Source organism: Aminobacter aminovorans (genome assembly GCF_900445235.1).
GTDB classification, from domain to species: Bacteria; Pseudomonadota; Alphaproteobacteria; order Rhizobiales; family Rhizobiaceae; genus Aminobacter; species Aminobacter aminovorans.
Window position 1 is genome coordinate 124,813 of sequence record NZ_UFSM01000003.1, and the last position, 22,225, is coordinate 147,037.

The following is a 22,225-nucleotide window of genomic DNA, read 5'->3' on the forward strand; positions in this document are numbered from 1 at the left end:
CTAGCGGCTCCCAGTGGCGAGGCTGCGCGCGGCGGCCAGGATGTCAGGCACCTGCGGCACGGTCGCCTTTTCCAGTTCCGGATTATAAGGGATCGGCGTCTCGGCACCGCCGAGGCGTACGATCGGCGCATCGAGGAAGTCGAAGGCCTCGCTCTCGGCGATCATGGCGCTGACTTCGGCACCAACGCCGAGCGTCTTCACGCCTTCATAGACGCAGAGCAGACGCGACGTCTTCTTGACGCTCTCGATGACGGTTTCCTTATCCATCGGCCTGATGGTGCGCAGGTCGACGACCTCGACGTCGATGCCTTCGGCCTCGAGCGTCTTGGCAGCTTCCAGCGCCTTGTGCACCATGATCGAGGTGGCGACGATGGTGAGGTCGCGGCCCTCGCGGCGGATTTCGGCCTTGCCGATCGGCACGGTGTAATAGCCTTCGGGAACCGGGCCCTTGGTCTTGTAGAGCAGCTTGTGCTCGAAGATCATCACCGGATCCGGATCGGCAACGGCCGCGAGCAGCATGCCCTTGGCGTCATAAGGCGTCGCCGGCTGGATGACCTTCAGGCCAGGCACATGGCCGAGCCAAGCTTCCAGGCTCTGGCTATGCTGGGCCGCAGCGCCCGTCCCGGAGCCAGCCGGGAAGCGCATGACCACGGGCACGGAAACCGCACCGCCGAGCATGTAGCGCATCTTGGCGGCCTGGTTGACGATCTGCTCCATGGCGAGCGTGGCGAAGTCGGAGAACTGGAACTCGAAGATCGGGCGCAATCCCGTCATGGCGGCACCCACGGCAACGCCGGCGCCACCAAGTTCGGAAATCGGCGTATCGATGACGCGATCGGCGCCGAAGCGCTCGACCAGGTCGCCGGTCACCTGGAAGGCACCGCCATAGACGCCGATGTCCTCGCCCATGAGGAAGACGCGCTCGTCCGTTTCCAGGGCAATCGCCATGGCTTCCTGGATCGCCTGGGCATAGCTCAGCTCACGCACGGCCTGATCCATTACACAGTCTCCGTGTAGACGTAGCGTTCGAGATTGCGGATCTCGGGCGACGGGCTTGCCTTGGCGAACTCGATGCCGTCGGCGATTTCCTTGGCGACCGCCTCGCGGATGGCCTCGATGCCGGCCTTGTCGATGATGCCGAATTCCATCAGTTCATTCTCGTAGCGGACGATCGGATCGCGGTTGGTCATCCAGTCCTCGATCTCTTCCTTGGTCCGGTAGCGGTTACGGTCGCTCTTGGAGTGACCGCGATGGCGATAGGTCTTGGACTCGATCAGCGTTGGCCCTTCCCCTGCCCTCGCCCGGCGAACCGCTTCGTGGCTGGCCTCGGCAACCTCCGACAACACGTTGCCGTCGACGATCACGCCCGGCATCGAATAGGCGGCGGCGCGGTCGGCGACATTCGGCACCGCGGTCGAGCGCGCCATCGAGGTCGACATGCCGTAGCCGTTGTTTTCACAGACGAAGATGACTGGCAGCTTCCAAAGCGAGGCCATGTTGAGCGCCTCGTGGAAAGCGCCCTCATTGTTGGCGCCATCGCCGAAGAAGGAAATGACGACGCGATCCGATTTCAGGCGTTTGGCGGTGAGCGCCGCACCCACGGCGATCGGAATGCCCCCGCCAACGATGCCATTGGCACCGAGATTGCCCGTCGTCACGTCGGCGATGTGCATCGAGCCGCCGCGGCCGCGGCAATAGCCGGTCGTCTTGCCAAAGAACTCGGCGAACATCTTCGATACTTCAGCACCCTTGGCAATACAGTGACCATGGCCGCGGTGCGTCGAGGTGATCTGATCGTCATTGGTGAGCGGCATGCAGATGCCCATGGCACTCGCCTCCTGACCGATGGACAGGTGCATCGTGCCGTGGATCAGGCCACGCATGTAGGATTCTTCCGCGCCCTCTTCGAACTGGCGGATGAGATACATCTTGTGCAGCGCCTGCTTGAGCCGGTCAGCGCTGTATTCCCTATAGATGAAGGGCAGGTTCGCGCCTGCCGGCAGGTCCTTGGTCTTTGCCTGGGCCACTGTCATGCCTCCGCTCCATAGACCAGCCTGTCTTGCCTTGCGCGCAGCTCGGCGATCTTCGAACCTGGCGCAACGGCCGCATTGGCTGATGTGATGAGTTCGCCCTTCCTGATCGGGGCCGTCACCGTGCCGCCCTGCAGCAGGCCGCAGGGGATGGCTTTTGCCGCACGCGCTTCACCGGCCGTCATGATCCAGGCGCGGTAGGTGTATTCGCCGATGGCATCGAGCGCGTCGCCGGGCGCAAGGTCCTTCTTGGCGACGGCACAGACGTCAGCCACCGGCTTGGCCAGCGGCACCATGTCGGCCTTGCCGTAGAGCACCACACGCGCGCAGGTCAGCGGCACCTCGAGCGAGGTCAGGTGATAGGGCCGGTGGAAGGTGAAATACGGGCCATGGCCCATCTTCAGGTCTTCCATGCGCTCGCGGATGCGCGGATGCGACATGTCGGCGATGACGAAGACGCCCGGCGCCACACCCTTGCCGATCGAATAGTCGACGACGCCGACCTTCGACAAAACGCCGCCGTCCTTCTCGGGGACCAGCACCTTGTTTAGCTCCGGCAAGGTCGCCGCCGGTCCGTGCATGCCGGCCTTGTCTGGAACAAGCCCCGTCGCATTGGCGATCGCCGCCATCTCGACCATGGTCTTGGAGCCGTCGACGAACTCGACGAGCATGCGCACGTTCATGTTGCGGCGGGCCGCTTCCTCGGCATAGTCGTGCGGCACTGCATCGATGTTGAGCGGATTGTTCTTGCCCTTGCCGGCGGCAACGATGGTGTGGCCCATCGCCGAGACGAACTCGATCAGTTCCATGCAGGACGACGGCTCGTCGCCGGCGCCGAGCGAATAGGTGACGCCGAGCCGGTCGGCCTCGCTCTTGAGATAGGCGCCGATGGTGACGTCGGCCTCGACATTCATCATCACCAGATGCTTGCCATGCTCCATGGCGCGCAGGCCGATCTCGGCGCCGACAGCGGGAACACCGGTCGCATCGATGACGACGTCGATCAGGCCGCTGTTGAGGATCAGATCAGCATCGTTGGTGACGGCAACCTTGCCGGCCTCGATCGCCTCGTTCAGCGCCGAGCCGGAGGCGACTTCGCGCGCGTGGCCCTTCTCCTGATAGGCGATGTCGACGGCGCGATGCGCATTGGGCAGGTTGAGCTCGGAAATCGCGCCGACCTCGATGCCGGGCATGTGCGCCACCCGCGCCACGATGTCGGTGCCCATCTCGCCCGAGCCGATCAGGCCGATGCGGATCGGCTTGCCAGACTTGCCTCGCTCGGCAAGATCCCGAGCCAAGCCGACTGGTGCGACGTTGATGGTCATCCGATGGTTCCTCCCGAGCACGGTCTGCGATTGCCCTCAGAGGTAATGAACATCTGTATTTGTGTCAATACGAATGTCCATGTTTTCACGGTTCATGGACTCGGTATGAAGTTTCCAGCCATGACCACTCCGGCACTGCAGAACAGCACTGGTGGCCGCCGCATGAAGCAGCGCACAGACGAAGGCCCGAGCGACGACGACAGCGGTTTCGATTCCGTGCGTCGTTGCAGAAGACCTGCCATCGACCCGCATGGATCGCGTCGGCCCCGCCGGTTCGGCAATGGTCTCGTGCACGCCAATTCGTCGGCACCGCAGCTGGTTGGCGTGGACCGAGTTGAGTTGGATTATTGCAGCTTTGCGAGCTGTGGGTTATCCAGCTGACAGCAGCCAGATGCGGGGTTCGGACCAATTGAGCGTAGCTTTTGCCAAGGAGGAAAGTGCCGAGGCGGCATCGGAAACCATCCTGCCGGCGCGCCCTATCTCCGATCGGATCAACCTCGTCACAGCGGCGGGCTTCAAGATGCTGCAGGATGAATTGGCCCGTGCCCAGCAAGCTCTCAAGGCCGCCAACATGCTGGACGACGTCAACGAACGGCGACGGCAGTCGGCGGTTCCGGTTCGGGACATGCGCTATTATGCCGAACGCGTGCGCACCGCCCAGCTCATGCCGGTGCCTGCCTCAAACCAAGTGGTCGCCTTCGGTCACACAGTTGCCTTCGAGCGCGATGACGGCCGCACTCAGACCTTCCGCATCGTCGGTGAGGATGAGGCCAACCCGTCTCAAGCTTCCATCTCGCATGGCTCACCGGTGGCCCTTGCCCTGATTGGCAAAACCGTCGGCGACGTTGTGCTGCTGGGGCAGCGCGAGCTCGAGATCCTGTCCATTTCCTAGCCGGACAGCGTCGGAACCAGACTGCGGAAACTCAAACTGTTGCGAAACGCTTGGCATCGTCGCCCGTCTGCATCACCGTGCGGCCGATTGCACCGTGCGGCCGCAAGCGCAACCTGACTTCAGCCTCAATACTGACGCTGTCCTCAATACCCCTTAACCTGCTGGATCGGCCTGCGATGCCGGCTTTCCGATAGCGGCCATATCATCAGGCGGCAATCTATGTGCAAGCCGGACCAGCACGAAGCCATGCTCGGCGAAGAGGAGTGCCGAAGGTGCACCGGTCACAGACAATCCGTCTTATCTGGCATCCTTCTCCTTGTCCTTTTTTGTCCGATCCTTGTCCGCTGCATGGCTGGCGCGGCTGGACACAAAGCCTAGGATCGCGCACATCATGGCTCACGGAGTGTCCAGAAATGACCGATACTGCTCTGCTTGTAATCGATGCCCAGGAAAGCTTCCGTCAGCGCGCCAACTGGCACGAGGTCGACAGCCCGACCTATCTCAGGAACCAGCAGGCGCTTATCGACGGGGCGGTCAAGAAAGGCTGGAAGATCGTGCGTGTGTTCCATGCCGAGCCCGAAGGCATCTTCTCCCCGGCTTCGGGTTTCGTCAGGCCGCTTGCGGAAATCAAGCTCGACAAGCCCGACCTCGAATTCCAGAAGTTCAGGCATTCCGCCTTCGTTGGCTCGCCGCTTGAAGTCTACCTGATCGAGAACGGCATCCGCCGCCTCGTCATTTCGGGCATTCGCAGCGAACAGTGCTGCGAGACGACCACCCGTCATGGGTCGGATCTTGGCTGGCAGGTCGACTACGTTACCGAAGCGACCCACACCATGCCGCTGACCGATGCGACCGGAAAAACCTGGACGCCCGAAGAGATTAAGGCGCGCACGGCAGCCGTGCTCGATGGACGTTTCGCCCGCGTCTGCACCATTGCCGAGGCGCTGGCCGGTGAGGCGAGGGCAGCCGCCGCATGACCGTGCCGCGCCGGATTCCAACCTATGTGGTGATGCCGGCGCGGACGCTTTTGCTCGATGTCGCCGGGCCGATGGAGGCCCTGCGTTATGCCAACCGGCTGCAGCAGGAAGTGCAGTTCGACGTCGACTATATCGGCGCCTTGCCGGAGGTTACGACCTCGATCGGGCTGCGTGTCGCCGGCATCTCGCCGCTGCCCGAGACCATCGAGCCGGACGCCTTGATCGTGGTCGCGGGCGACACCGACGAACCGATGGACGCGGGCCAGCCCTTCGAGGCGCTCGATCAAGGCTCCGACGAACTGGTCCAGTGGCTGAGGCGCAGCATAAGACCCGGTATTTTGCTCGTGTCTATCTGCTCGGGTGCTCTCCTGGCCGGGAGAGCGGGGCTGCTTGACGGGGTCAAATGCACCACGCATTTCACCGACTGCGAACGTCTCGCCCAGATCGCGCCTTTGGCCAAGGTGCTGGAGAACCGGCTCTATGTCGAGGATGGCGAACGCTATACCAGCGCCGGCATCACCGCCGGTATCGATCTGATGCTGCATATCATCGGCCGGCTCACCAACCCGGCCGTCTCCGCCGCCGTGGCAAAGTCGCTCGTCGTCTATTTCCGCCGCCTCGGAACTGACCCACAGCTTTCGCCATGGCTGGAAGGCAGAAACCACATTCACGCGGCCATCCATCGGGTACAAGATGCAATAACGGCCGATCCGGCGCGAGAGTGGTCGCTTACAGCATTGGCTGACATTGCCATAACCAGCCCCAGGCACCTCAGCCGACTGTTCAATGATCAAACCGGCATGAGTATCCCCAGTTATCTCAACCGGCTGCGCGTCGCACTGGCCCAGCAGCTTCTGAACGAGACGAGGCTCGACATGGAGCGGGTGGCAGAGCGCGTCGGCTACAGCTCGAGCCGGCAGTTGCGTCGCGCCTGGGGACGGTTCAATGCGACCCCGCCGAGTGCCCTTCGGCGGGATGTCGCCTATCCACCTCACCTGCGCAAAAGCTGATCCTCCGCAGCATGCAAATCAGCTGTTGGGCGCGCATTTCAGACCTCGCCATCTCAGTATGCGAGAAGATTAGTCAGGCCCTTTGCATGCGAGCACCAGCGCGGCACGCGTAACCCGTTCTCTTGTCATGCGGCTGATCAGATCAGTCGCTCCTGGAAAAGCCGGTCTCACAGAAGCTGATGATGTCGTCTATCAGGGCGCTGTTGCTGACGTGATCCTGGATAGCCTCGAGCCCGGGCATGCGACGGGCATTCGGATCGAGGTCAGCAACGATGTGCAAGATGGCGCCGCGAATGTATTCATAGCGCAGCGCGATCTGCGCCTCACCGAGCCCGGGCGCCACCCGCTGCAGCATTCGTCGGGATAAGCGATGGAGTTCGTCGAACTGCTCGGCGAAGATTTCATTGGTCAGGGTTCGAGGCAAAGCCTTGGTTTGCAGCATCAGTCGGATCGCCGCGCGCCCCCCGCGCTCGTCGAGGCTGAGCTCGACAAGCGGAGCGACGATCGCGCGGAGCACGGTGCGCAGGGTTGGCTGCGGGTCGTCTTCACATGCCTTCATTGCCCCCAGGCGCGCCGCGTTTAGCGGGCCGAGGCATTGCTCGAGTGTCAGGCGCAGCAATTCGTCTTTGGAGCGGAAGTGATAATTGACCGCCGCAATGTTCGCGCCCGCCGCCCGGGTGACTTCCCGCAGCGTGGCCGCATCGAACCCGCGATCGGCGAACACGAAGGTCGCCGCATGCAGCAATGCACGACGCGTGTCGCGATCGTCGTGCCGGCCGGTTCTTTCTTCAGCGTCCATACCACCTCATAGCCGAAAGCGGGTTCGCGTGCTGCTCTCATCGGCGTCAAATCTGAGGATATGTACCAGCGGAGCCTCGGCCATCCGGTGCCGCGTTTCGGTCTGAAAATACGGAGCCGTGGCCACCAATCAGCGCGCCACCCGGTAGCCGTAGGCCCTGTCGAGTTCGAGTTCGCGGACGATACGGATGCCGTCTTCAAGCAAGCTGGGGTCAGCGGCCCGGAGCGGTTTGCGCAGCGGTCCCGCCGGCAGGCCGACCGCTGCCATCAGCGACTTCATCGAAACGGGATTAACGGCCGCATAGGCGAAATGCAGCATCGGCAAGTTCCGCAGCCAGGCCGAGCGGCAGGCGAATGCGTCTTCGCCTGCTTCCCATGGCTTGGAGATGACCGCCATCTCGCGCGGGATGATGTTGCCAGTCATGTTCGCGGTGCCATGGCCGCCCAGCGCCATGGTCGGGATCACCAGGCCGAGATTCGGCGAGCAGCAGCACATGACCGAGATGTCGAGATCGGCACGGCAGACCTGGGCTACCTGGCCGACGCGCGTGGTCGATTCCTTGAGCACGACTAGGTTCGGATGGGCAGAAATGCGCTGGATGTCGGTCCAGTGCAGGTCGGTCTTGACGCGCGGTGGATTGTTGTAGAAGCCGATCGGGAAGTCGACCGCATCGCAGACTTGCAGAACATACTCGACGATCGATTCATTGTCGGCGCAGATGTAGGAAGGTGCTGCAATGATGGCGCCGTCACCGCCTTCGTTCTTGGCATAGCGCACCAAATCGATCGTGCCCTGGGTGTTGGAGCCGGTGCAGCCGAAGTAGAGGAGCATGTCGCCGCGCGGCATCTTTGCCGTTTCGGTGATAATCATGCGCCGCTCTTCCGGGGTCAGCATCGAGACCTCCCCCGTCGAACCCATGATCAGGATCGCCTTTGTGTGGTTTTGCCGGTGAAAATCGAGCAGGCTGCCAAAACCTGCCAGATCTACCGAGCCGTCGGCGTTCATCGGCGTGATCAGCGCCACGAACGACCCATCTGGTTTTTTATGCACGACAGCCTCCAGTCGGGTCACCCAGCCAAGCCAAGGTGAACGCCCATTTGAAATGCTTGTTTCAAACGTATGTTTGAATCTTAAGGACGCATTGTCAATGGCACGGGCACGTCGCGCTCGGGCATCACCACTCGTTTGGGCTGTCATGCAAGGTTGCATGACGTGACGAAGCTGGAACGGCGTTCGCCATTATGCGGCTGCTCCCGGGCGTCAGAGATTGGACAGCAGCTTCATCGCCCCGCGAAAGAGTATGCCGTCCGGATCAGCCAATGTTTGACTGACCTCGAAATGGTTCTGGCCCGGGACGAGAAACAAATCACCTGGCTTGCCGGCTTCGACCAGGCCGGCGTGCAGCGCTCTCGCTTGCCGGCGGTATTCGTCAGTTTCGGCCTCGCCATAGGCGACGGCAATCGGGCAGCTGATGCGCTTGATATGGCGCATCGGGCTGAACATGTGCACTTCCTCATTGCTCAGCTTCAAATAGGCCCCGCGCGCGCTCAGCATCGCCCCTTCCAGATCATAGGTCCCGCTGGCACACATCGCGGCTTTCACCACGCCGGGCGCAATCTGGCTTTCCGTCTCGGCAGTCAGGGCAGATGCGACGAGATGCGCACCAGACGAATGACCGATAGCCAGCAGTTTCCTGGCATCACAGCCAAGCTCGGCCGCGTGATCCGACAGCCAGCCGATACCGCACTGAACCTGCCGCACCATATCGGGCAGGCGCGCGTCGGGAATGCTGGTGAAGTCGAGCACCGCGAAATTCACCCCGGCGGCCACGAAAGCCTCGGCGGCGAAGGCGCTGTCTAGGCGGTCGAGCGTTCGCCATGCGCCGCCATGGACATAGACCACCAGCGGCGCGCCCGGCTCATTGGCACGAAACAGGTCGATCCGGTCGGACCCGCCGCAGCCGTAAGTGAGGCTCCGGCACCCCAGTCGCTGATGCGCGGCCAGGCTCGCCGCGCGATACCAGGCAATGATCTCGCTGGCGTTGGCCGCCCAGGCGCTCTGGTTGTAGTTCAGGTCGAGCCGTTGCTGATCGTAGTCGAGGAAGACATGTTCGGCGTTCTGCTTGTTCATGGCGGGCTTTCGGGACTGCTGGCTCTATCAGGCGGCTGGCCGGCTCACAGTTGGCGGTGGACGATGCGGCCGTCGACCACCGTCAATTCCGAGCCGATCTGCGAAAGCATCTCGGCAGCACAGCTCAGCGGATCGGCCGACAGCACGGCAAGATCGGCCAGCTTGCCAACCGTGATGCTGCCCTTTTCCGCCTCCTCGAAGGTCAGTGCCGCACCGCCAAGTGCTGCGCATTCAAGCGCTTCTTCGCGCGTCAGAGCCTGCTCGGGCGCGATCAGCGCGCCTAGCCGGTCGCGTCGGTTGACGGCATGCGCGATGGAATGGAACAGGCTGAGCGGGACGTTGTCGCTGCCAAACGAGATCGGCACGCCGGCGTCGCGCAGCGCGCGCAGCGGCACGATCTCCCCGGCGCGCTCGTGCCCCAGTTTTTCGACCAGTTCGCTGCCGCGCTTGTAGAGATAGGCGCTGAGATGGGTGGTGACGGCGAGGCCCAGGCCGGCGACCTGCTTGACCTGGCCCGGTGTCAGGCTGACGATGTGGCCGAGCACCCAACGCTGATCGGAGATCGGTGCGATATCATCGACCTCGGCGAACAGGTCGAGCATGTTCGGCAGGATGCCGACGGCGCGGATGCCATTGCGGGCCGCCTCGACGAGGACCGTCTTCAGCGCTTCGCGCGGCAACGACGAATTGTAGTGAAAGCCCGCCCAACCGGTCTGCGGGAAGGCCGCGCTGCGCAGCTCGCGCTCGACCGAATTGTCGATCTCGCCATACAGGCCGGACATGGCGAGCCACTGGTCGCCAAGGCCACGGCCGGCCAGCCAATGGCCCCATGATTTCAGCAGCGCACGGCAGTCTTCCGGCGAGGTCGAACCCCATGCCGGGCTGAAGATCATCGCGGCGCGCACGGTCTGCCGGCCCGTCGCCCGAACATCGCGATAAGCGTCGAGCACCTCCGAGGCGACACCGTGCCCCTCGAACACGCTCGTCGTGCCGGCGCGGTTATAGGCCTGCATCGAGGCAGCGAGTGCCGTCACGCGCTCGGACGGGCTGAAATGCGGCGCCTGCCGCATCAGCGACAGCTCGACGACAGGCATCTTGTTGGTCTCGATGAAAATGCCGTTAGGCTCGCCAGTCGCATCGTCGCGGCAGATCTCGATCGAACCGCTCGGCGCAACTGTCGCCGCGTCGATGCCGGCCAGCTTGAGCGCGGCGCTGTTGGCGATCGAGACCAGTGGCAAGGTCGAGCGCCAATAGCCCCAGATCGAGCGGATGTAGACCGGATTGTCGGGGGCCGCGCGATCGAGATCCCAGCGATCGGGAAAGCGGCCTTCGGCAATGCCCGACAGCACATCCTCATAGCTTGGCGGCTCGCCGATCGGCATGGTCACGATCCACTCACCCGGCTTTTTGCTACCGGCTAGTGCAGCGATCTTGTCGACGATGTCCTCGATCGACCGGCACCCCGAAAGCGACGGCAGCGTGCTCTTGAGGCCTTCGCGATCCATATGGGCGTGGCCGTCGACAAAACCGGCAACGACGGTTCGTCCGGCCAGATCGATGATCTCGGTATCAGTCTTTGCCAGCGCTGCAATTTCCGCCGATGTGCCAAGTGCGGCAATGCGCTGACCGGCAATCGCCACAGCCGCGTGAATGCCGTCGTCAGCGACGACCCTGCCGTTGAGCAGCACAAGCGTCGGGCTGCAATTGGAAGAAGCGGTGGCCATGGGCGTCCTCGAAGAATGTGTATGCCTGTTGTCGTCACAGTGTCGGCTTCGGGCGCGACAAAAGACGCGCACGCCAAGGTTTCGGCCAACTGCCGGCATCGGGATCAGCCGGTGAAATCGACCGCCACGTAGACCTGCTTGGTCAGTTCGATATGGGCGCCGAGCAAGGAGACTGCGCGGTCGATATCGTGATCAAGCGCCGCGTTCATCAGCTCGGTATGCGGCTCGAGCGCCAGCGCATCGCGCAGCGCCTGGTAGGTGGTGCTTTCGCGCCATTCCGGCCCTTTCGACGCAGCAAGGCCGGGCGTAATTGCCAGAATGCGATGATGCCGGCGCAGTTGATCCTTGATCTGCATGTAGAACCGCATCAGCCATTGCGACTTGCTTGCCGAAAGCAGTGCCAGGTGAAACGCCTCGTGACGCTCCTTCCAGTCGCTGATGACCTGCTCTTGCGGATTCTCGACCGGGGGCTTGCACCGCGACAGGCGGAAATGCGCCGCCACCAGCGCTGTCTCCCACGCCTCATCGCCATTGGCGATGGAGTCCGCCAGCATGGGCAGTTCGATCAGCCGGCGTGCATTGGTCAGATCGGTCAGCTCTTCGAGCGAGACCGGCGCGACGGTGTAGCCCTTGTTGGCGCTCGAGATGACGAGATATTCGGCCTCCAGCCGCGACAGCGCCTCGCGCAGCGGCGTCCAGCCAATGCCGTAGGCGTCTCGCATCGCACCAAGCTTCAGCGGCGTGCCCGGCATCAGTCGGGTTTCCAGAATCTCCTGGCGCAAGGTGCGATACGCGAATTCCGTCTTGGTGCCGACCTCTGTCTCGTCCATGCGTCCCCCTCATATAATCTGGATAGTTATATATAACACCGCAGTGGAAGTCGAATTATATATATCTGTTGACAGCTTCGATAATCGGAAGAATGATCGAAGCCGATAGGTTTCGCATATACGAAACTCATGGCGACGACAGCAGAGGCACGATGAACCAGGCAGTATCCGTGAAGGTGGCAAGTGTGCCGCTTGAGATCGAGCAGCGCGACGCGGCCGATCCGCTGCGCCATTTGCAGGCGCGCTTCCATCTTCCGCAGGGCAAGGTCTATCTCGCCGGCAATTCGCTCGGCCCAGCGCCCGTGGCCGCATTCGACGACATCGAGGCCGCCGTGCGCAAGGAATGGGCCCAAGGTCTCGTCCAGAGCTGGAACGATGCCGACTGGTTCTCGCTTGTCGACACGCTGGGCGACCGCATCGGCGCGCTGGTCGGTGCCGCCCCCGGACAGACCGTTGCCTGCGACTCGGTTTCGATCAACGTGTACAAGGCGCTCCACGCCGGCCTGTCGCTGCGCCCGGGCCGCACCACCATCGTGGCCGAGGCCGGCAGCTTCCCGACCGATCTCTATGTCGCCGAAGGCGTCGTCGCCGGCCGCCCTGATATCAAGCTCCTGCTTGAGGGCGTCGATGCCGACGACATCGAGGAGCTGATCGACGAGCGCACCGCCGTCGTCCTGGTCAACCATGTCGACTACAAGTCCGGCGAGCTGCGCGACATGGCCGCCCTCACCAGCCGCATCCACGCCGCCGGCGCCATTGCGGTCTGGGATCTTTGCCACAGCGCCGGCGTCATCGCCGTTGAGCTTGACGCCTGCGATGTCGATCTGGCCATCGGCTGCACCTACAAGTACCTGAACTGCGGTCCTGGTGCGCCTGCCTTCATCTATGCCGCCAAACGCCACCAGGCGACGCTGCGCCAGCCGCTTTCGGGCTGGTGGGGCCATGCCGCGCCGTTTGCCTTCGAGGTCGGCTATCGCCCGGACAGTGGCGCGCGGCGTCTGTTGTGCGGCACCCAGCCGATCCTGTCACTGCGCGCGCTCAATACCGGTCTTGCCGCCATCGAAGACGTCGCCATGGTCGACATTCGCGCCAAGAGCCTAGCGATGTCGGACCTGTTCATCGACCTGGTCGAGCAAACCTGTCGCGACCACGGCGCCACCATCGTCACCCCGCGCGACCACGCCATCCGCGGCAGCCAGGTCTCGATCACCTTCAAAAATGGCTACGCGGTCGTACAGGCACTGATGGCGCGCGGCATCGTCGGCGATTTCCGCGCGCCCGACATGATGCGTTTCGGCTTTGCGCCGGCCTATCTCAGCTTCGCCGACGTCTACCGCGCCGCCGATGCCTTCAACGACGTGATGACATCTGGCAGCTGGCGTGAAGAGCGCTTCAACAGGCGCCGTGCCGTCACCTGAAAGTCCGGCGCGCCCGGTCGAAGCGCGCCGTCTCATACCGGTCGAACCGGAGCACGCCGTCCAAGGGGGGCGGCGGCAACTCTCCGCAACCCTTGGCCACAGTGGCCAAGGGCAAGCCGGAGCACCAAGGGAGGGATATCCAATGAACAACCTGCTCAACAACAGGCTGGCTGCTGCCATGCTTCTGGCGGCTGCTGCCGGCGCGAGCGCGCCGGCACAGGCAGGCGCCACCATCGACGCCATCCGCCAGCGCGGTGAAGTCGTGTGCGGTGTTTCCACCGGCATCGGCGGCTTCTCGATCGCCGACAGCTCGGGCCAGTGGACCGGCCTGACCACCGATTTCTGTCGCGCCGTCTCGGCGGCGGTGCTTGGCGACGCCGCCAAGGAAAAGTTCGTGCCGCTCAGCCCCCAGCAGCGCTTCACCGCCCTGCAGTCGGGTGAAGTCGACATGCTGACAACCGTCGCCACCTGGACGCTGACCCGCGACGCTTCGCTCGGCCTGCTCTATGCCGGGGTCTATTTCTATGACGGCCAGGGCTTCCTGGTGCCCAAGTCGCTTGACCTCAAGGGCGCGCGCGACCTCGACGGCGCCTCCATCTGCACCGCCACTGGCACCACCAGCGAGCTCAACCTCGCCGACTACTTCCGTGCCAACGGCAAGAAGTTCACCCCAGTCGTCTTCGAATCCCAGAACGAGGCGCGCGCCGCCTTCTTCTCCGGCCGCTGCCAGGCGTTCTCCGCCGACATGTCCTACCTGTCGTCGGTTCGCGCGTCCGACGCGCCCAACCCCGACGAATGGGTAATCCTGCCCGAAATGATCTCCAAGGAACCGCTTGGTCCCGTCGTCGGCCGCAACGACCTCGAATGGTACACGGTTGCCAAGTGGACGCTGATGGCGCTGATCGAGGCCGAGGAAAAGGGCATCACCCAGGGCAATGTCGACCAGATGAAGGACAGCCAGGACCCGACCATCCAGCGCCTGCTCGGCACCTCTGGCGACATGGGCGAAAAGCTCGGTCTCGACGCCGGCTGGGCCTATCGCGCCATCAAGCGTGGCGGCAATTACGGCGAGATCTTCGAACGCAATGTCGGCCCGAAGACGCCGCTGCGCATGGAGCGCAACGCCAACGCCCTGTGGACGCAGGGCGGCCAGATGTACGCCCTGCCCGTGCGATGAGCCGATGACGGGCGCATCTCATTCAATGCGTTTGGCGGGAGGCTGGAGCGATCCGGCCTTTCGCGCTGTCGCCACCCAGGCCATGGTGCTCGCGCTCGTCGCGGGCATCATCGCATTCCTTGCCGTCAACCTGATCGGCAACCTCGAAGAGCGTTCGATCCGCACCGGCTTCGGCTTCCTCTGGCAGGCCTCCGGTTTTGAAATCGGCCAGAGCTTCATCCCCTACAGCGCCAGCTCCACCTTCGCCAAGGCTCTGCTCGTCGGCCTGCTCAACACGCTGGTCGTGGCTATCCTCGGCATCGTCTTGTCGACCATCGTCGGCACCATCGTCGGTGTAGCCTCGCTGTCGCGCAATCCGCTCGTCAAGCCGCTGGCCACCACCTATGTCGAGCTCGTCCGCAATGTGCCGCTGCTGCTCCAGCTTTATGTCTGGTATGCGGTGCTGACCCAGATGCTGCCGGCCGCATCCGCTGCGCCGCAGCTTCTGCCGGGACTGTATCTCGCCAAAAGCGGCCTGCATTTTCCGATCCTGCATTCCGGCGCGGGCCTTCTCTTTGGCGCGTTGATCGCCGGCGCCGCTGCCGCCCTTGCCTACGTCTCCTGGTCGCGCCGCCGCGCGGACCTGACCGGTGCGCCCGCCTTGTTGTGGCCGCGCGCCGTGCTGCTGCTCGGCCCGGCGATAGCCGCACTGCTGTTCCTCGCCGCCTCAACGCCTTTCGACGTGCCGGAGCCGACACGCTTCGGCTTTTCCGGCGGCGGGCTGGTGACGCCTGAATTGACCGCGCTGCTGATTGGCCTGTCGCTCTACAACGCCGCCTTCATCGCCGAGATCCTGCGCGCCGGCATCATGTCGGTCAGCCGCAGCCAGTCGGAGGCAGCCGCCTCGCTTGGCCTCAGCCGCGCCCACACGCTGCGCCTGGTGATCATGCCGCAGGCGATGAAGGTCGCCGTGCCGCCGCTCGCCAGCCAGTATCTCAACCTGGCCAAGAACACCTCGCTGGCCATCGCCATCGGCTATCCCGACCTGATGTCGATCGGCAATACGATCATCAACCAGACCGGCCAGGCCATCGAGGTCATCGCCATCCTGATGGCGGTCTACCTGGCCATGAGCCTGTCGATCTCGGCGTTCATGAACTGGTACAATGCGCGTGTCGCGCTGGTGGGAATGAAATGAGCGCAGCCGTCCCGAAACTGCGGCAGCGCCTGTTCGGCTCCGTCGGCAACTCGCTGCTGACGCTGGCGATGGTCGCCGCGTTCGTCATGTATGTCCCGCCGCTGCTGCGCTGGGCCTTCATCGATGCGACATGGGTCGCCGCCACCCCGGAAATCTGCCGCGCCAATGGCGGCGCCTGCTGGTCGTTCGTCCACGAAAAGTACCGGCTGATCCTGTTTGGCCGCTACCCCTATGCCGAGCAGTGGCGCCCGCTCGCTGCCTTGGCGCTCGCCATCATGCTGGTGCTTGCCAGTTGCTCGCTGCGCTTTGGCTGGCACACCGTCGTCGCCGGTTGGGCCATCGGCGTCACCGCCATCATCGTGCTCATGCGCGGCGGCGCGCTTGGCCTCGAATATGTGCCCACCGACCTGTGGGGTGGCCTGCCGCTGACCGTCTTCCTCGCGCTCGGCGGCATGGTCGGCGCATTCCCGCTCGCTGTCGTGCTGGCGCTTGGCCGGCGGTCGCGCTTGCGTGTCGTCAAGTCGATCTGCGTCGCCTTCATCGAGATGGTGCGCGGCGTCCCGCTCGTCACCGTGCTGTTCATGGCCTCGTTCATGATTCCGCTGTTCCTGCCCGGCAAGGTCCAGGTCGACGCCCTGTTGCGCGCTCTGGCCGCCATCACGCTGTTCAGCGCCGCCTATCTCGCGGAAGCCATTCGCGGCGGCCTTCAGGCCATTCCCGAAGGCCAGGAACAGGCAGCCGAAGCGCTCGGCCTGACCTACTGGCAAACGTCGCTCCTCGTCGTCGTGCCGCAGGCGCTGCGCCATGCCATCCCGGCAATCGCCAACCTGTTCATCGGCCTGTTCAAGGACACTTCGCTTGTCGGCATCGTCGGTCTCACCGACCTGCTGCTTGCCACCAAGCAGGCGCTGGGCGACCCACAATGGCGCAGCTTCGCGCTTGAGGGCTACATCTTCGTCGCCCTGATCTATGTCGCGTTCTGTTTCTTCATTTCGCGCTACAGTCGGTCTCTGGAACGAAGGTTGCAGCATGATCGAAACTAGGAACTTCGAACTGCATCTCGAAGCTCGCCATGCCCTTTGGCCTGGCAGGCGTCAGAAGCGAAAGAGCGGTCCAAGCAGGATTGAATTGGAGTATTCGGCCGGTCTTTTCGCGCATGCCACGATGCGCGTCACACGCATCACAGGGCGGCTCTCCTCGACGATCGCGAAGCTGGCTTCTCTTGCACTCGCCTGCGACGGCGAAAAATGCTCCTCGGTGACGAACAGCTGACCGACATCGCTGACGCGACGAACCAGATCGTAGAGCGAATGCCTGATGAGGTCAGCCGGCGCGATCGACGCCAGGATGTCGATTGGGAGCACCGACCGCTGCTGGACCATGGCCTTGCCGTCGAGAAGCCTAAGCCGCCAGAGTTCGGTGACTGGGGTACCAAGCGGCAGACCGAGGGCGCGCGCCTCGCTGAGCCCGGCCGGCACCTCGCCGATCTCCAATACCCGTGTCGACAATCTGAGACCGGCTCGTCGCGCAGCTGCCGGAAGGCCAGTCACCATGTCGTGTGACCAGTCGATGGTCTTGCCCCGAAAACGAGTTCGCCGCCCCTTGCCTTTCGTGATCAGACCATCTTTCTCGACGATGGCCAGAGCCTTGCGGACAGTGCGGCGGGTGACATTGAAATGGGCCGCAAGGTCCATCTCCGAAGGCAGCTCGTCGCCGGCGCGCCACAGGCTGTTCGTCAGCTCGGCTGCGAGTGACTGCGCGACGCGATCATATGCGAAATGCGTGGCGCTCAATCCGCTGCTCTCCCAAAATTGCGGACCATCACCGACGCAATGATGATCAGGCCGGTGAAAATGTCCTGCAGGTAATTGGGGACGCCGAGAATGGTCAGACCGTTGGCGACAACCGCGATGATCGCCGCGCCTAACAGCGTGCCCGCGGCGTTTGGCTGCCCGTCACGAAAGGCGGTCATGCCGAGATAGGCGGCGGCATAGGCCTGAAGCAGAAAGCCGTTTCCGCCAGTCGGGTGGGCGCTGCCAAGCCTGGCCGTCAGCAGCAGGCCCGCCAACGCGGCCATGAGCGTGCAAAGACCAAAAGCCCAGACCGTCGCCGGGACCACGCCGACGCCTGCGAGGCGTGCGGCCTCGCGGTTGCCGCCAATGGCAAGGACGCGCCTTCCAAGCTCTGTCCAATCGAGGATGAAGGCGACAAACAGCGTGCCTGCCACCGCCCAGAGCGTCAGCACCGGAATGCCGCCGACATAGCCGCGGCCGATGTCGCGGAAGCCAACGGGGATGTTGCTGAACAGCGTGGCGCCGCCGCTCACCCAGAACGTCATGCCCCCGACGATCGTCCCCATGGCGAGCGTCATGATGAAGCTCGGAACGCGCCAGATCGCAACGAAGAAGCCGCTTATGCAGCCCACCGCAAAGCCTGCGGCGAGCGTTATGATGACGGTGGCAAGGATGCCCCAGCCCGATCCGAACAGGGTGACGGAAACAATACCGGCCATGGATACGACCGCTCCGATCGAAAGGTCGAATTCCGACAGCGACATCACGAACGCAGCGCCCAGGGCGACAATTGCCAGCAAGGACATCTGCTGGGTGATGTTGATCAGGTTCGAGCCTTGCGCAAAGCCGTGTGGGGACAGCACCGAGAACACGGCGACGATTACGCCAAGCCCCAGAAGCGTGCCGAAGCGCGAAACCAGGGTCATGTCAGCTCCTTTGTCGTTTCGAAAGCGGCATGGACGATATCCTGGCGGGACAGATCGCGATTGGCCGCATCGAGCGTGATTCGTCCATACGCCATCACCAGGATCCGCTGTGCCAGCATGACGAGTTCCTCGATGTCGCTGGTGACGAACAGCACTGCCGTTCCGTCGCCGGCGAGCCGACGGCATAGCGCATGGATCTCGGCCTTCGATCGCACGTCGACACCACGGGTGGGCTCGTCGAGCAGAAAGAGGCGGCAGGAGGGACCGACCCAACGTCCGATCATGATCTTCTGCTGATTTCCGCCGGACAGGGTCGAGATGCGATCGCCAAGCCGGCCATATTTGACGCTGCGGTCGCCCAGGAGCTTTCGCACGCCACGCCGCGCCAATTGCCAGGAAACGACGGGCACGCGACGCATCGCGCGGTAAAGCGGCAGGCGGGGCAGAAGCACATTGTCGAGGATGGAATGCTGCATGATCAGCCCGCGACCGCGGCGGTCTTCCGGCACATAAGCGACACCTTCGCGGATGCGCTTGGAGATGCCGGTGGGGGGCAGCAGCTTGCCGTCGAGCGTCAGCTCGCCTCGGGCAAGCGGATTTGCGCCCCAGATCGATTTCAGCAGGCTGGAACGGCCGCTGCCGACCACGCCGTAAAGACCGACGATCTCGCCGGCGTGGACGGTCAGGTCGAGCCCGTCGCGCACAGGCGACGGGCTGAAGCCGGACAATTGCATCAAGGGCGGGTGCAGCAAGGGCGCATGCAGCAAGGGCGCGGTGACACGCTCCTGGTCGAATTCACCGCCGGCCATCAATGCAACGACACCAGTGCGGTCGGTGTCGCAGACCTGGCCGGAGCCGACCGTGCAGCCATTGCGCAGGACGGTGTAGTCGTCGGCAATGGCAAACACCTCGTCGAGGCGGTGCGATACGAGGATCACCGCACAGCCGTGGCTCGCCAGCTGCCGGATGATGCCGTGCAGGGTAGCGGCTTCCCTTTCACTCAGCGATGCGGTCGGCTCGTCGAGGACGAGCACCCGGGCCTCGTCCATCAGGGCACGCAGGATTTCGACAATCTGGCACTTGGCGACGGACAGACGCGCCACCGGAACGTCGATATCGAGGTCGAGGCCATGCCGATCCCGCACCGCCTTGAAGCGGGACCGCATCGTCGCCCAGTCAATCACGCCACCGCGGCGCGGATAGGGACGGCCGACAAAAGCGTTCTCATAGGCGGTGAAGCCCGGCACCAGGTTCAGCTCCTGGTGCACGAAGCGGAGCCCCGCCTGTTCGGACTCAGTCGGGTTCTTAGGGGCAAAGCCCTGGCCTGAGAGCGCCATGCGGCCGCCATCCGGCCGATGGACGCCCGAAAGACATTTGAGCAGCGTCGACTTTCCAGCGCCATTTTCGCCGAGCAGGGCATGGACCCGACCTGCGACAGCGCGCAGCGAGACACCGTCGAGCGCCACCACCCCGCCGAACCGTTTTATCACCCCCTCGACTTCCAGCATGACGCCGCCTGCTAGTTGCAGCTCACACCGAGGCTGGCTCGGTCGATCACATTGGCGCTGACGAAGATTTCGGATTTCTCCGGCTTCTTGCCTTCGATCACGGCTGCAATCTCCTTCACTGCCGTCTTGGCAATGCCGGGGAAGTCCTGCCGCACCGTGGCCACCAGATTGCTGCATTGCTTGATCAGGTCGATTGCCTGCGGGTTGCCGTCGATGCCGGCGATCAGGGCCTTGGAATCGGGCTTGTCGCTCTGGATGACCAGCAAGGCACCGATCGCCGGCTCGTCCCAGGCCGCCCACACGCCGTTGATCTCGTCGCCATACTGGCGGACAAAAGTCTCCATGGCCTGACGAGCGTTGTCGATCGGGCCGGGAACCTGCACATAATGTTCGGCGATCACCTTGATGCCGGGATGTTCGCCGAGTGCCTTGTCGAGCGCCAGCTCACGCTGGCGCACACCGGGATGCGCCGAGTGGAAGAACTTCACGATGTTGCCCTTGTCGCCCATAGCCTTGAACAGATAATCCGAGAGCAGGCTGCCGAGCGCGAAATTGTCGGTCGTGATGTTGATTGCGACGCCCTTTGCCAGCGCGCCGTCCAGGACGATAACCGGGATGCCTTTGTCGGCGGCAGCGGCAACCTGGTCGCCGATCTGGTTGGGATCGACGCTGACCAGGACGATGGCCTTTACCCCGGCATTGGCGACATCCTCGACACGGCTTGCCAATTGCTGGAAGTCGCCGCGGGTGTCGACGACATTGACCGTCCAACCCTTCGCGGCCGACTCGGTCTTGAAGGTCTCGATCATTTCGTTGGTGGCGACCGAACTGAGATATGGCGTCAGCACCGCTATGTCTTCCGCATGCGCGGATGCTGCGAACTGAAAGATGCCGGCGGCCAGTAGTGTCGTAAGCGTTCTCATGACTTCCTCCTTGTCGATTGAGCGCTCTAAAAGATGTGTCGGGTTCAGCCCAGAGAGTGCGACAGTTGCCGCGCGAATGAAGACGCGGCGAGATAGGCGGCGTATCGTTGCTCGTGGCAGGCTGCGCGTTCGGACCTCGGTTTTATGACGGTTGCCGGCGCGGCGGTGCAAAGCGTGATGCCGGCGGAAGCGGCGACCATCCTCAGGACACCCGTTGCCGTCATGGTTTCGCTGTCACCGGGTATGGCGATGTCGCGACCAAGGGCATCAGCGAGAATTTGCCGCTGTTGGGCGTGACGGGCCGCGCCGCCGATCACCGTCAGGGTCGTGCGCGGCAAACCGGCAGCCTCAAGATTGTGCCGCACGGCAAACGCAACGCCCTCCATCACTGCGAGAGCAAGCTCACCTGCACTGCTCGTGTGGCTGAGCCCGAGCAAGGCTCCGCGCACCTGACTGTCTTCAAACGGCGCGCGCTCGCCGCCGAGATAGGGCAGAAACAGGGCAGCGCCGGGGCTGGCGAGCGCAGTATCGTCGAGCAATTGTTCGATCGGCCGGCCTGTCGTCCTCGCCAGCCAGTCGAGGGCGGATCCCGCGGTCAGGAACGGCGATATGATGATCACGCGGTCCGGCCGCATCGCATCCGCCAGCGAATAGGTGTCGCGCGGCGGTGCCGCTTGCGCATGGTCGAGTGTGGTTGCGACCCATCCGGTCGTGCCGAGGTAGCAATATGCCATGCCTCGGGTATCGGCCGAGGCGCCCCATGTCGCTGCACCGGCATCGCCCGATCCGTTGAACACCGGGATGCCGACCGGCAGCCCTGTCTGCCCAGCCGCTGCCGGCGTCACATGGCCGACGACGGCAGTGGCCGGCTGGATGCGCGGCAGCGCGATTTCGTCGACACCCGCCACGGCAAGAAGATCGGCATCCCAGGAGCGCTGAGCGAAGTTCATCAGCCCGGTGGTCGATGCCGTCGTCGCATCGATGGCGGCATTGCCTGTCAACCGGAACGTCAGTGCATCCTTGGCGCCGAAGGTCCACAACACCGGCTGGTTGGCCGCATGCGGCGCAAAGCGCTGGCGCGCCATCAGCTTGAGGATCGTATGGGCCGGGTCGAGCCGGTTTCCGGTTCGTTGCGCATAGTCCGCAGGCAGACGCGCGCCGAGCCGATCGATCTCGCTTCCTTCGAGGCGGCGGTCGGAATAAAGCACTGCCGAGCCAGTTGGACTGCCGTCGCTGCGCAAGGCGATGAGATTCTGCATCGAGCCGGAAAATGCGATGGCAGAAATCGAATGGCTGCAGGCAAGGTCCCCTACCGCGGCACGCAGCGCAGACCACCAATCGTCGGGGTCCTGCTCATGCAATCCCTCGGCGGTGGAGCGCGTCGCGATCGGCCGGGCAGTCGATGCGATCATCTGCCCGCGCGCGCCAAACAGCACGGCTTTCAACGCCGACGAACCCACGTCCACCACCAAAAGCGTATTGTCGCCCAATCTGCACCTCCATCCCTTGCGTCAGGTGCAGGCTCAGACAGGCGGCTTGTCAACGAGGTCCTGAGGTCAGGAGCCGTTTTGCTTCCCAGAACGGAC

21 protein-coding genes are annotated in these 22,225 nt (G+C 63.6%); 7 read left to right on the forward strand and 14 right to left on the reverse strand.

Going from position 1 to position 22,225, the window contains the following annotated elements:
• From DY201_RS27120 to DY201_RS28850, 4 genes are read right to left on the reverse strand one after another with little or no spacing between them, the layout of a single operon-like run.
• Nucleotides 1–999 carry an alpha-ketoacid dehydrogenase subunit beta gene (locus DY201_RS27120; protein ID WP_115734439.1) on the reverse strand — a complete coding sequence of 333 codons (999 nt, stop codon included), beginning with the start codon at nt 997–999 and terminating at the stop codon, nt 1–3.
• On the reverse strand, nt 999–2,033 hold the full coding sequence (locus DY201_RS27125) for a thiamine pyrophosphate-dependent dehydrogenase E1 component subunit alpha (RefSeq protein ID WP_115734440.1): 1,035 nt from the start codon (nt 2,031–2,033) through the stop codon (nt 999–1,001). Before DY201_RS27125 ends, DY201_RS27120 begins: the two co-directional genes overlap by 1 nt.
• Complete coding sequence (locus DY201_RS27130) at nt 2,030–3,355, reverse strand: NAD(P)H-dependent oxidoreductase (RefSeq protein WP_115731344.1); 1,326 nt, start codon at nt 3,353–3,355, stop codon at nt 2,030–2,032. Before DY201_RS27130 ends, DY201_RS27125 begins: the two co-directional genes overlap by 4 nt.
• Before the next feature lie 36 nt (nt 3,356–3,391).
• Nucleotides 3,392–3,649, reverse strand: a complete 258-nt coding sequence (locus tag DY201_RS28850) for a hypothetical protein (RefSeq protein ID WP_131922471.1) — start codon at nt 3,647–3,649, stop codon at nt 3,392–3,394.
• Between the two features lie 115 nt (nt 3,650–3,764).
• Here DY201_RS28850 and greA point away from each other — a divergent pair, with 115 nt between their 5' ends.
• The 3 genes from greA to DY201_RS27145 all read left to right on the forward strand — a co-directional run bounded on the left by greA (nt 3,765) and on the right by DY201_RS27145 (nt 6,234).
• On the forward strand, nt 3,765–4,247 hold the full coding sequence (greA, locus tag DY201_RS27135) for a transcription elongation factor GreA (RefSeq protein ID WP_115734528.1): 483 nt from the start codon (nt 3,765–3,767) through the stop codon (nt 4,245–4,247).
• Nucleotides 4,248–4,660: 413 nt separating this feature from the next.
• A complete protein-coding gene (locus tag DY201_RS27140) occupies nt 4,661–5,224 on the forward strand; it encodes a cysteine hydrolase family protein (RefSeq protein ID WP_115734441.1) in 564 nt (187 codons plus the stop codon).
• The gene (locus tag DY201_RS27145) at nt 5,221–6,234 is read left to right on the forward strand and encodes a GlxA family transcriptional regulator (RefSeq protein WP_115734442.1); all 1,014 of its coding nucleotides are present in this window, start codon (nt 5,221–5,223) and stop codon (nt 6,232–6,234) included. Before DY201_RS27140 ends, DY201_RS27145 begins: the two co-directional genes overlap by 4 nt.
• 142 nt (nt 6,235–6,376) lie before the next feature.
• Here DY201_RS27145 and DY201_RS27150 read toward each other — a convergent pair whose 3' ends face one another.
• From DY201_RS27150 to DY201_RS27170, 5 genes are all read right to left on the reverse strand, one after another.
• Nucleotides 6,377–7,033, reverse strand: a complete 657-nt coding sequence (locus DY201_RS27150) for a TetR/AcrR family transcriptional regulator (protein WP_115734443.1) — start codon at nt 7,031–7,033, stop codon at nt 6,377–6,379.
• Between the two features lie 129 nt (nt 7,034–7,162).
• Nucleotides 7,163–8,083 carry a dihydrodipicolinate synthase family protein gene (locus DY201_RS27155; RefSeq protein WP_115734529.1) on the reverse strand — a complete coding sequence of 307 codons (921 nt, stop codon included), beginning with the start codon at nt 8,081–8,083 and terminating at the stop codon, nt 7,163–7,165.
• A 210-nt stretch (nt 8,084–8,293) separates the two neighbouring features.
• The gene (locus tag DY201_RS27160; RefSeq protein WP_115734444.1) at nt 8,294–9,163 is read right to left on the reverse strand and encodes an alpha/beta hydrolase; all 870 of its coding nucleotides are present in this window, start codon (nt 9,161–9,163) and stop codon (nt 8,294–8,296) included.
• Nucleotides 9,164–9,207: 44 nt separating this feature from the next.
• Complete coding sequence (locus tag DY201_RS27165) at nt 9,208–10,887, reverse strand: amidohydrolase (RefSeq protein ID WP_165916104.1); 1,680 nt, start codon at nt 10,885–10,887, stop codon at nt 9,208–9,210.
• A 104-nt stretch (nt 10,888–10,991) separates the two neighbouring features.
• Nucleotides 10,992–11,717 carry a GntR family transcriptional regulator gene (locus tag DY201_RS27170; protein WP_115734446.1) on the reverse strand — a complete coding sequence of 242 codons (726 nt, stop codon included), beginning with the start codon at nt 11,715–11,717 and terminating at the stop codon, nt 10,992–10,994.
• A 152-nt stretch (nt 11,718–11,869) separates the two neighbouring features.
• On the opposite strand from DY201_RS27170, the gene kynU reads away from it, so the two are divergent.
• The 4 genes from kynU to DY201_RS27190 all read left to right on the forward strand — a co-directional run bounded on the left by kynU (nt 11,870) and on the right by DY201_RS27190 (nt 16,532).
• Nucleotides 11,870–13,135: a kynureninase gene (gene kynU / locus DY201_RS27175; RefSeq protein WP_115734530.1), complete on the forward strand. Its 1,266-nt coding sequence runs from the start codon at nt 11,870–11,872 to the stop codon at nt 13,133–13,135.
• A gap of 142 nt (nt 13,136–13,277) precedes the next feature.
• Complete coding sequence (locus DY201_RS27180; protein WP_115734447.1) at nt 13,278–14,312, forward strand: amino acid ABC transporter substrate-binding protein; 1,035 nt, start codon at nt 13,278–13,280, stop codon at nt 14,310–14,312.
• Nucleotides 14,313–14,337: 25 nt separating this feature from the next.
• Nucleotides 14,338–15,489, forward strand: a complete 1,152-nt coding sequence (locus DY201_RS27185; protein ID WP_165916105.1) for an amino acid ABC transporter permease — start codon at nt 14,338–14,340, stop codon at nt 15,487–15,489.
• On the forward strand, nt 15,486–16,532 hold the full coding sequence (locus DY201_RS27190; RefSeq protein ID WP_115734449.1) for an amino acid ABC transporter permease: 1,047 nt from the start codon (nt 15,486–15,488) through the stop codon (nt 16,530–16,532). The genes DY201_RS27185 and DY201_RS27190 overlap by 4 nt, the downstream gene beginning before the upstream one ends.
• 51 nt (nt 16,533–16,583) lie before the next feature.
• Here DY201_RS27190 and DY201_RS27195 read toward each other — a convergent pair whose 3' ends face one another.
• From DY201_RS27195 to DY201_RS27215, 5 genes are read right to left on the reverse strand one after another with little or no spacing between them, the layout of a single operon-like run.
• The gene (locus tag DY201_RS27195; RefSeq protein WP_115734450.1) at nt 16,584–17,282 is read right to left on the reverse strand and encodes a GntR family transcriptional regulator; all 699 of its coding nucleotides are present in this window, start codon (nt 17,280–17,282) and stop codon (nt 16,584–16,586) included.
• The gene (locus tag DY201_RS27200; protein ID WP_115734451.1) at nt 17,279–18,208 is read right to left on the reverse strand and encodes an ABC transporter permease; all 930 of its coding nucleotides are present in this window, start codon (nt 18,206–18,208) and stop codon (nt 17,279–17,281) included. Before DY201_RS27200 ends, DY201_RS27195 begins: the two co-directional genes overlap by 4 nt.
• A complete protein-coding gene (locus DY201_RS27205; RefSeq protein WP_115734452.1) occupies nt 18,205–19,716 on the reverse strand; it encodes a sugar ABC transporter ATP-binding protein in 1,512 nt (503 codons plus the stop codon). Before DY201_RS27205 ends, DY201_RS27200 begins: the two co-directional genes overlap by 4 nt.
• Nucleotides 19,717–19,727: 11 nt before the next feature.
• Complete coding sequence (locus DY201_RS27210) at nt 19,728–20,639, reverse strand: sugar ABC transporter substrate-binding protein (protein WP_115734453.1); 912 nt, start codon at nt 20,637–20,639, stop codon at nt 19,728–19,730.
• Between the two features lie 44 nt (nt 20,640–20,683).
• The gene (locus DY201_RS27215; RefSeq protein ID WP_115734454.1) at nt 20,684–22,129 is read right to left on the reverse strand and encodes a xylulokinase; all 1,446 of its coding nucleotides are present in this window, start codon (nt 22,127–22,129) and stop codon (nt 20,684–20,686) included.
• Between the last annotated feature and the right edge of the window lie 96 nt (nt 22,130–22,225).

Coding starts and splice junctions, on each gene's coding strand:
- DY201_RS27120 (WP_115734439.1), bottom strand. CDS start 999: ATGGATCAGGCCGTGCGTGAGCTGAGCTATGCCCAGGCGATCCAGGAA.
- DY201_RS27125 (WP_115734440.1), bottom strand. CDS start 2,033: ATGACAGTGGCCCAGGCAAAGACCAAGGACCTGCCGGCAGGCGCGAAC.
- DY201_RS27130 (WP_115731344.1), bottom strand. CDS start 3,355: ATGACCATCAACGTCGCACCAGTCGGCTTGGCTCGGGATCTTGCCGAG.
- DY201_RS27140 (WP_115734441.1), top strand. CDS start 4,661: ATGACCGATACTGCTCTGCTTGTAATCGATGCCCAGGAAAGCTTCCGT.
- DY201_RS27145 (WP_115734442.1), top strand. CDS start 5,221: ATGACCGTGCCGCGCCGGATTCCAACCTATGTGGTGATGCCGGCGCGG.
- DY201_RS27150 (WP_115734443.1), bottom strand. CDS start 7,033: ATGGACGCTGAAGAAAGAACCGGCCGGCACGACGATCGCGACACGCGT.
- DY201_RS27160 (WP_115734444.1), bottom strand. CDS start 9,163: ATGAACAAGCAGAACGCCGAACATGTCTTCCTCGACTACGATCAGCAA.
- DY201_RS27165 (WP_165916104.1), bottom strand. CDS start 10,887: ATGGCCACCGCTTCTTCCAATTGCAGCCCGACGCTTGTGCTGCTCAAC.
- DY201_RS27170 (WP_115734446.1), bottom strand. CDS start 11,717: ATGGACGAGACAGAGGTCGGCACCAAGACGGAATTCGCGTATCGCACC.
- kynU (WP_115734530.1), top strand. CDS start 11,870: ATGAACCAGGCAGTATCCGTGAAGGTGGCAAGTGTGCCGCTTGAGATC.
- DY201_RS27180 (WP_115734447.1), top strand. CDS start 13,278: ATGAACAACCTGCTCAACAACAGGCTGGCTGCTGCCATGCTTCTGGCG.
- DY201_RS27185 (WP_165916105.1), top strand. CDS start 14,338: ATGCGTTTGGCGGGAGGCTGGAGCGATCCGGCCTTTCGCGCTGTCGCC.
- DY201_RS27190 (WP_115734449.1), top strand. CDS start 15,486: ATGAGCGCAGCCGTCCCGAAACTGCGGCAGCGCCTGTTCGGCTCCGTC.
- DY201_RS27200 (WP_115734451.1), bottom strand. CDS start 18,208: ATGACCCTGGTTTCGCGCTTCGGCACGCTTCTGGGGCTTGGCGTAATC.
- DY201_RS27205 (WP_115734452.1), bottom strand. CDS start 19,716: ATGCTGGAAGTCGAGGGGGTGATAAAACGGTTCGGCGGGGTGGTGGCG.
- DY201_RS27210 (WP_115734453.1), bottom strand. CDS start 20,639: ATGAGAACGCTTACGACACTACTGGCCGCCGGCATCTTTCAGTTCGCA.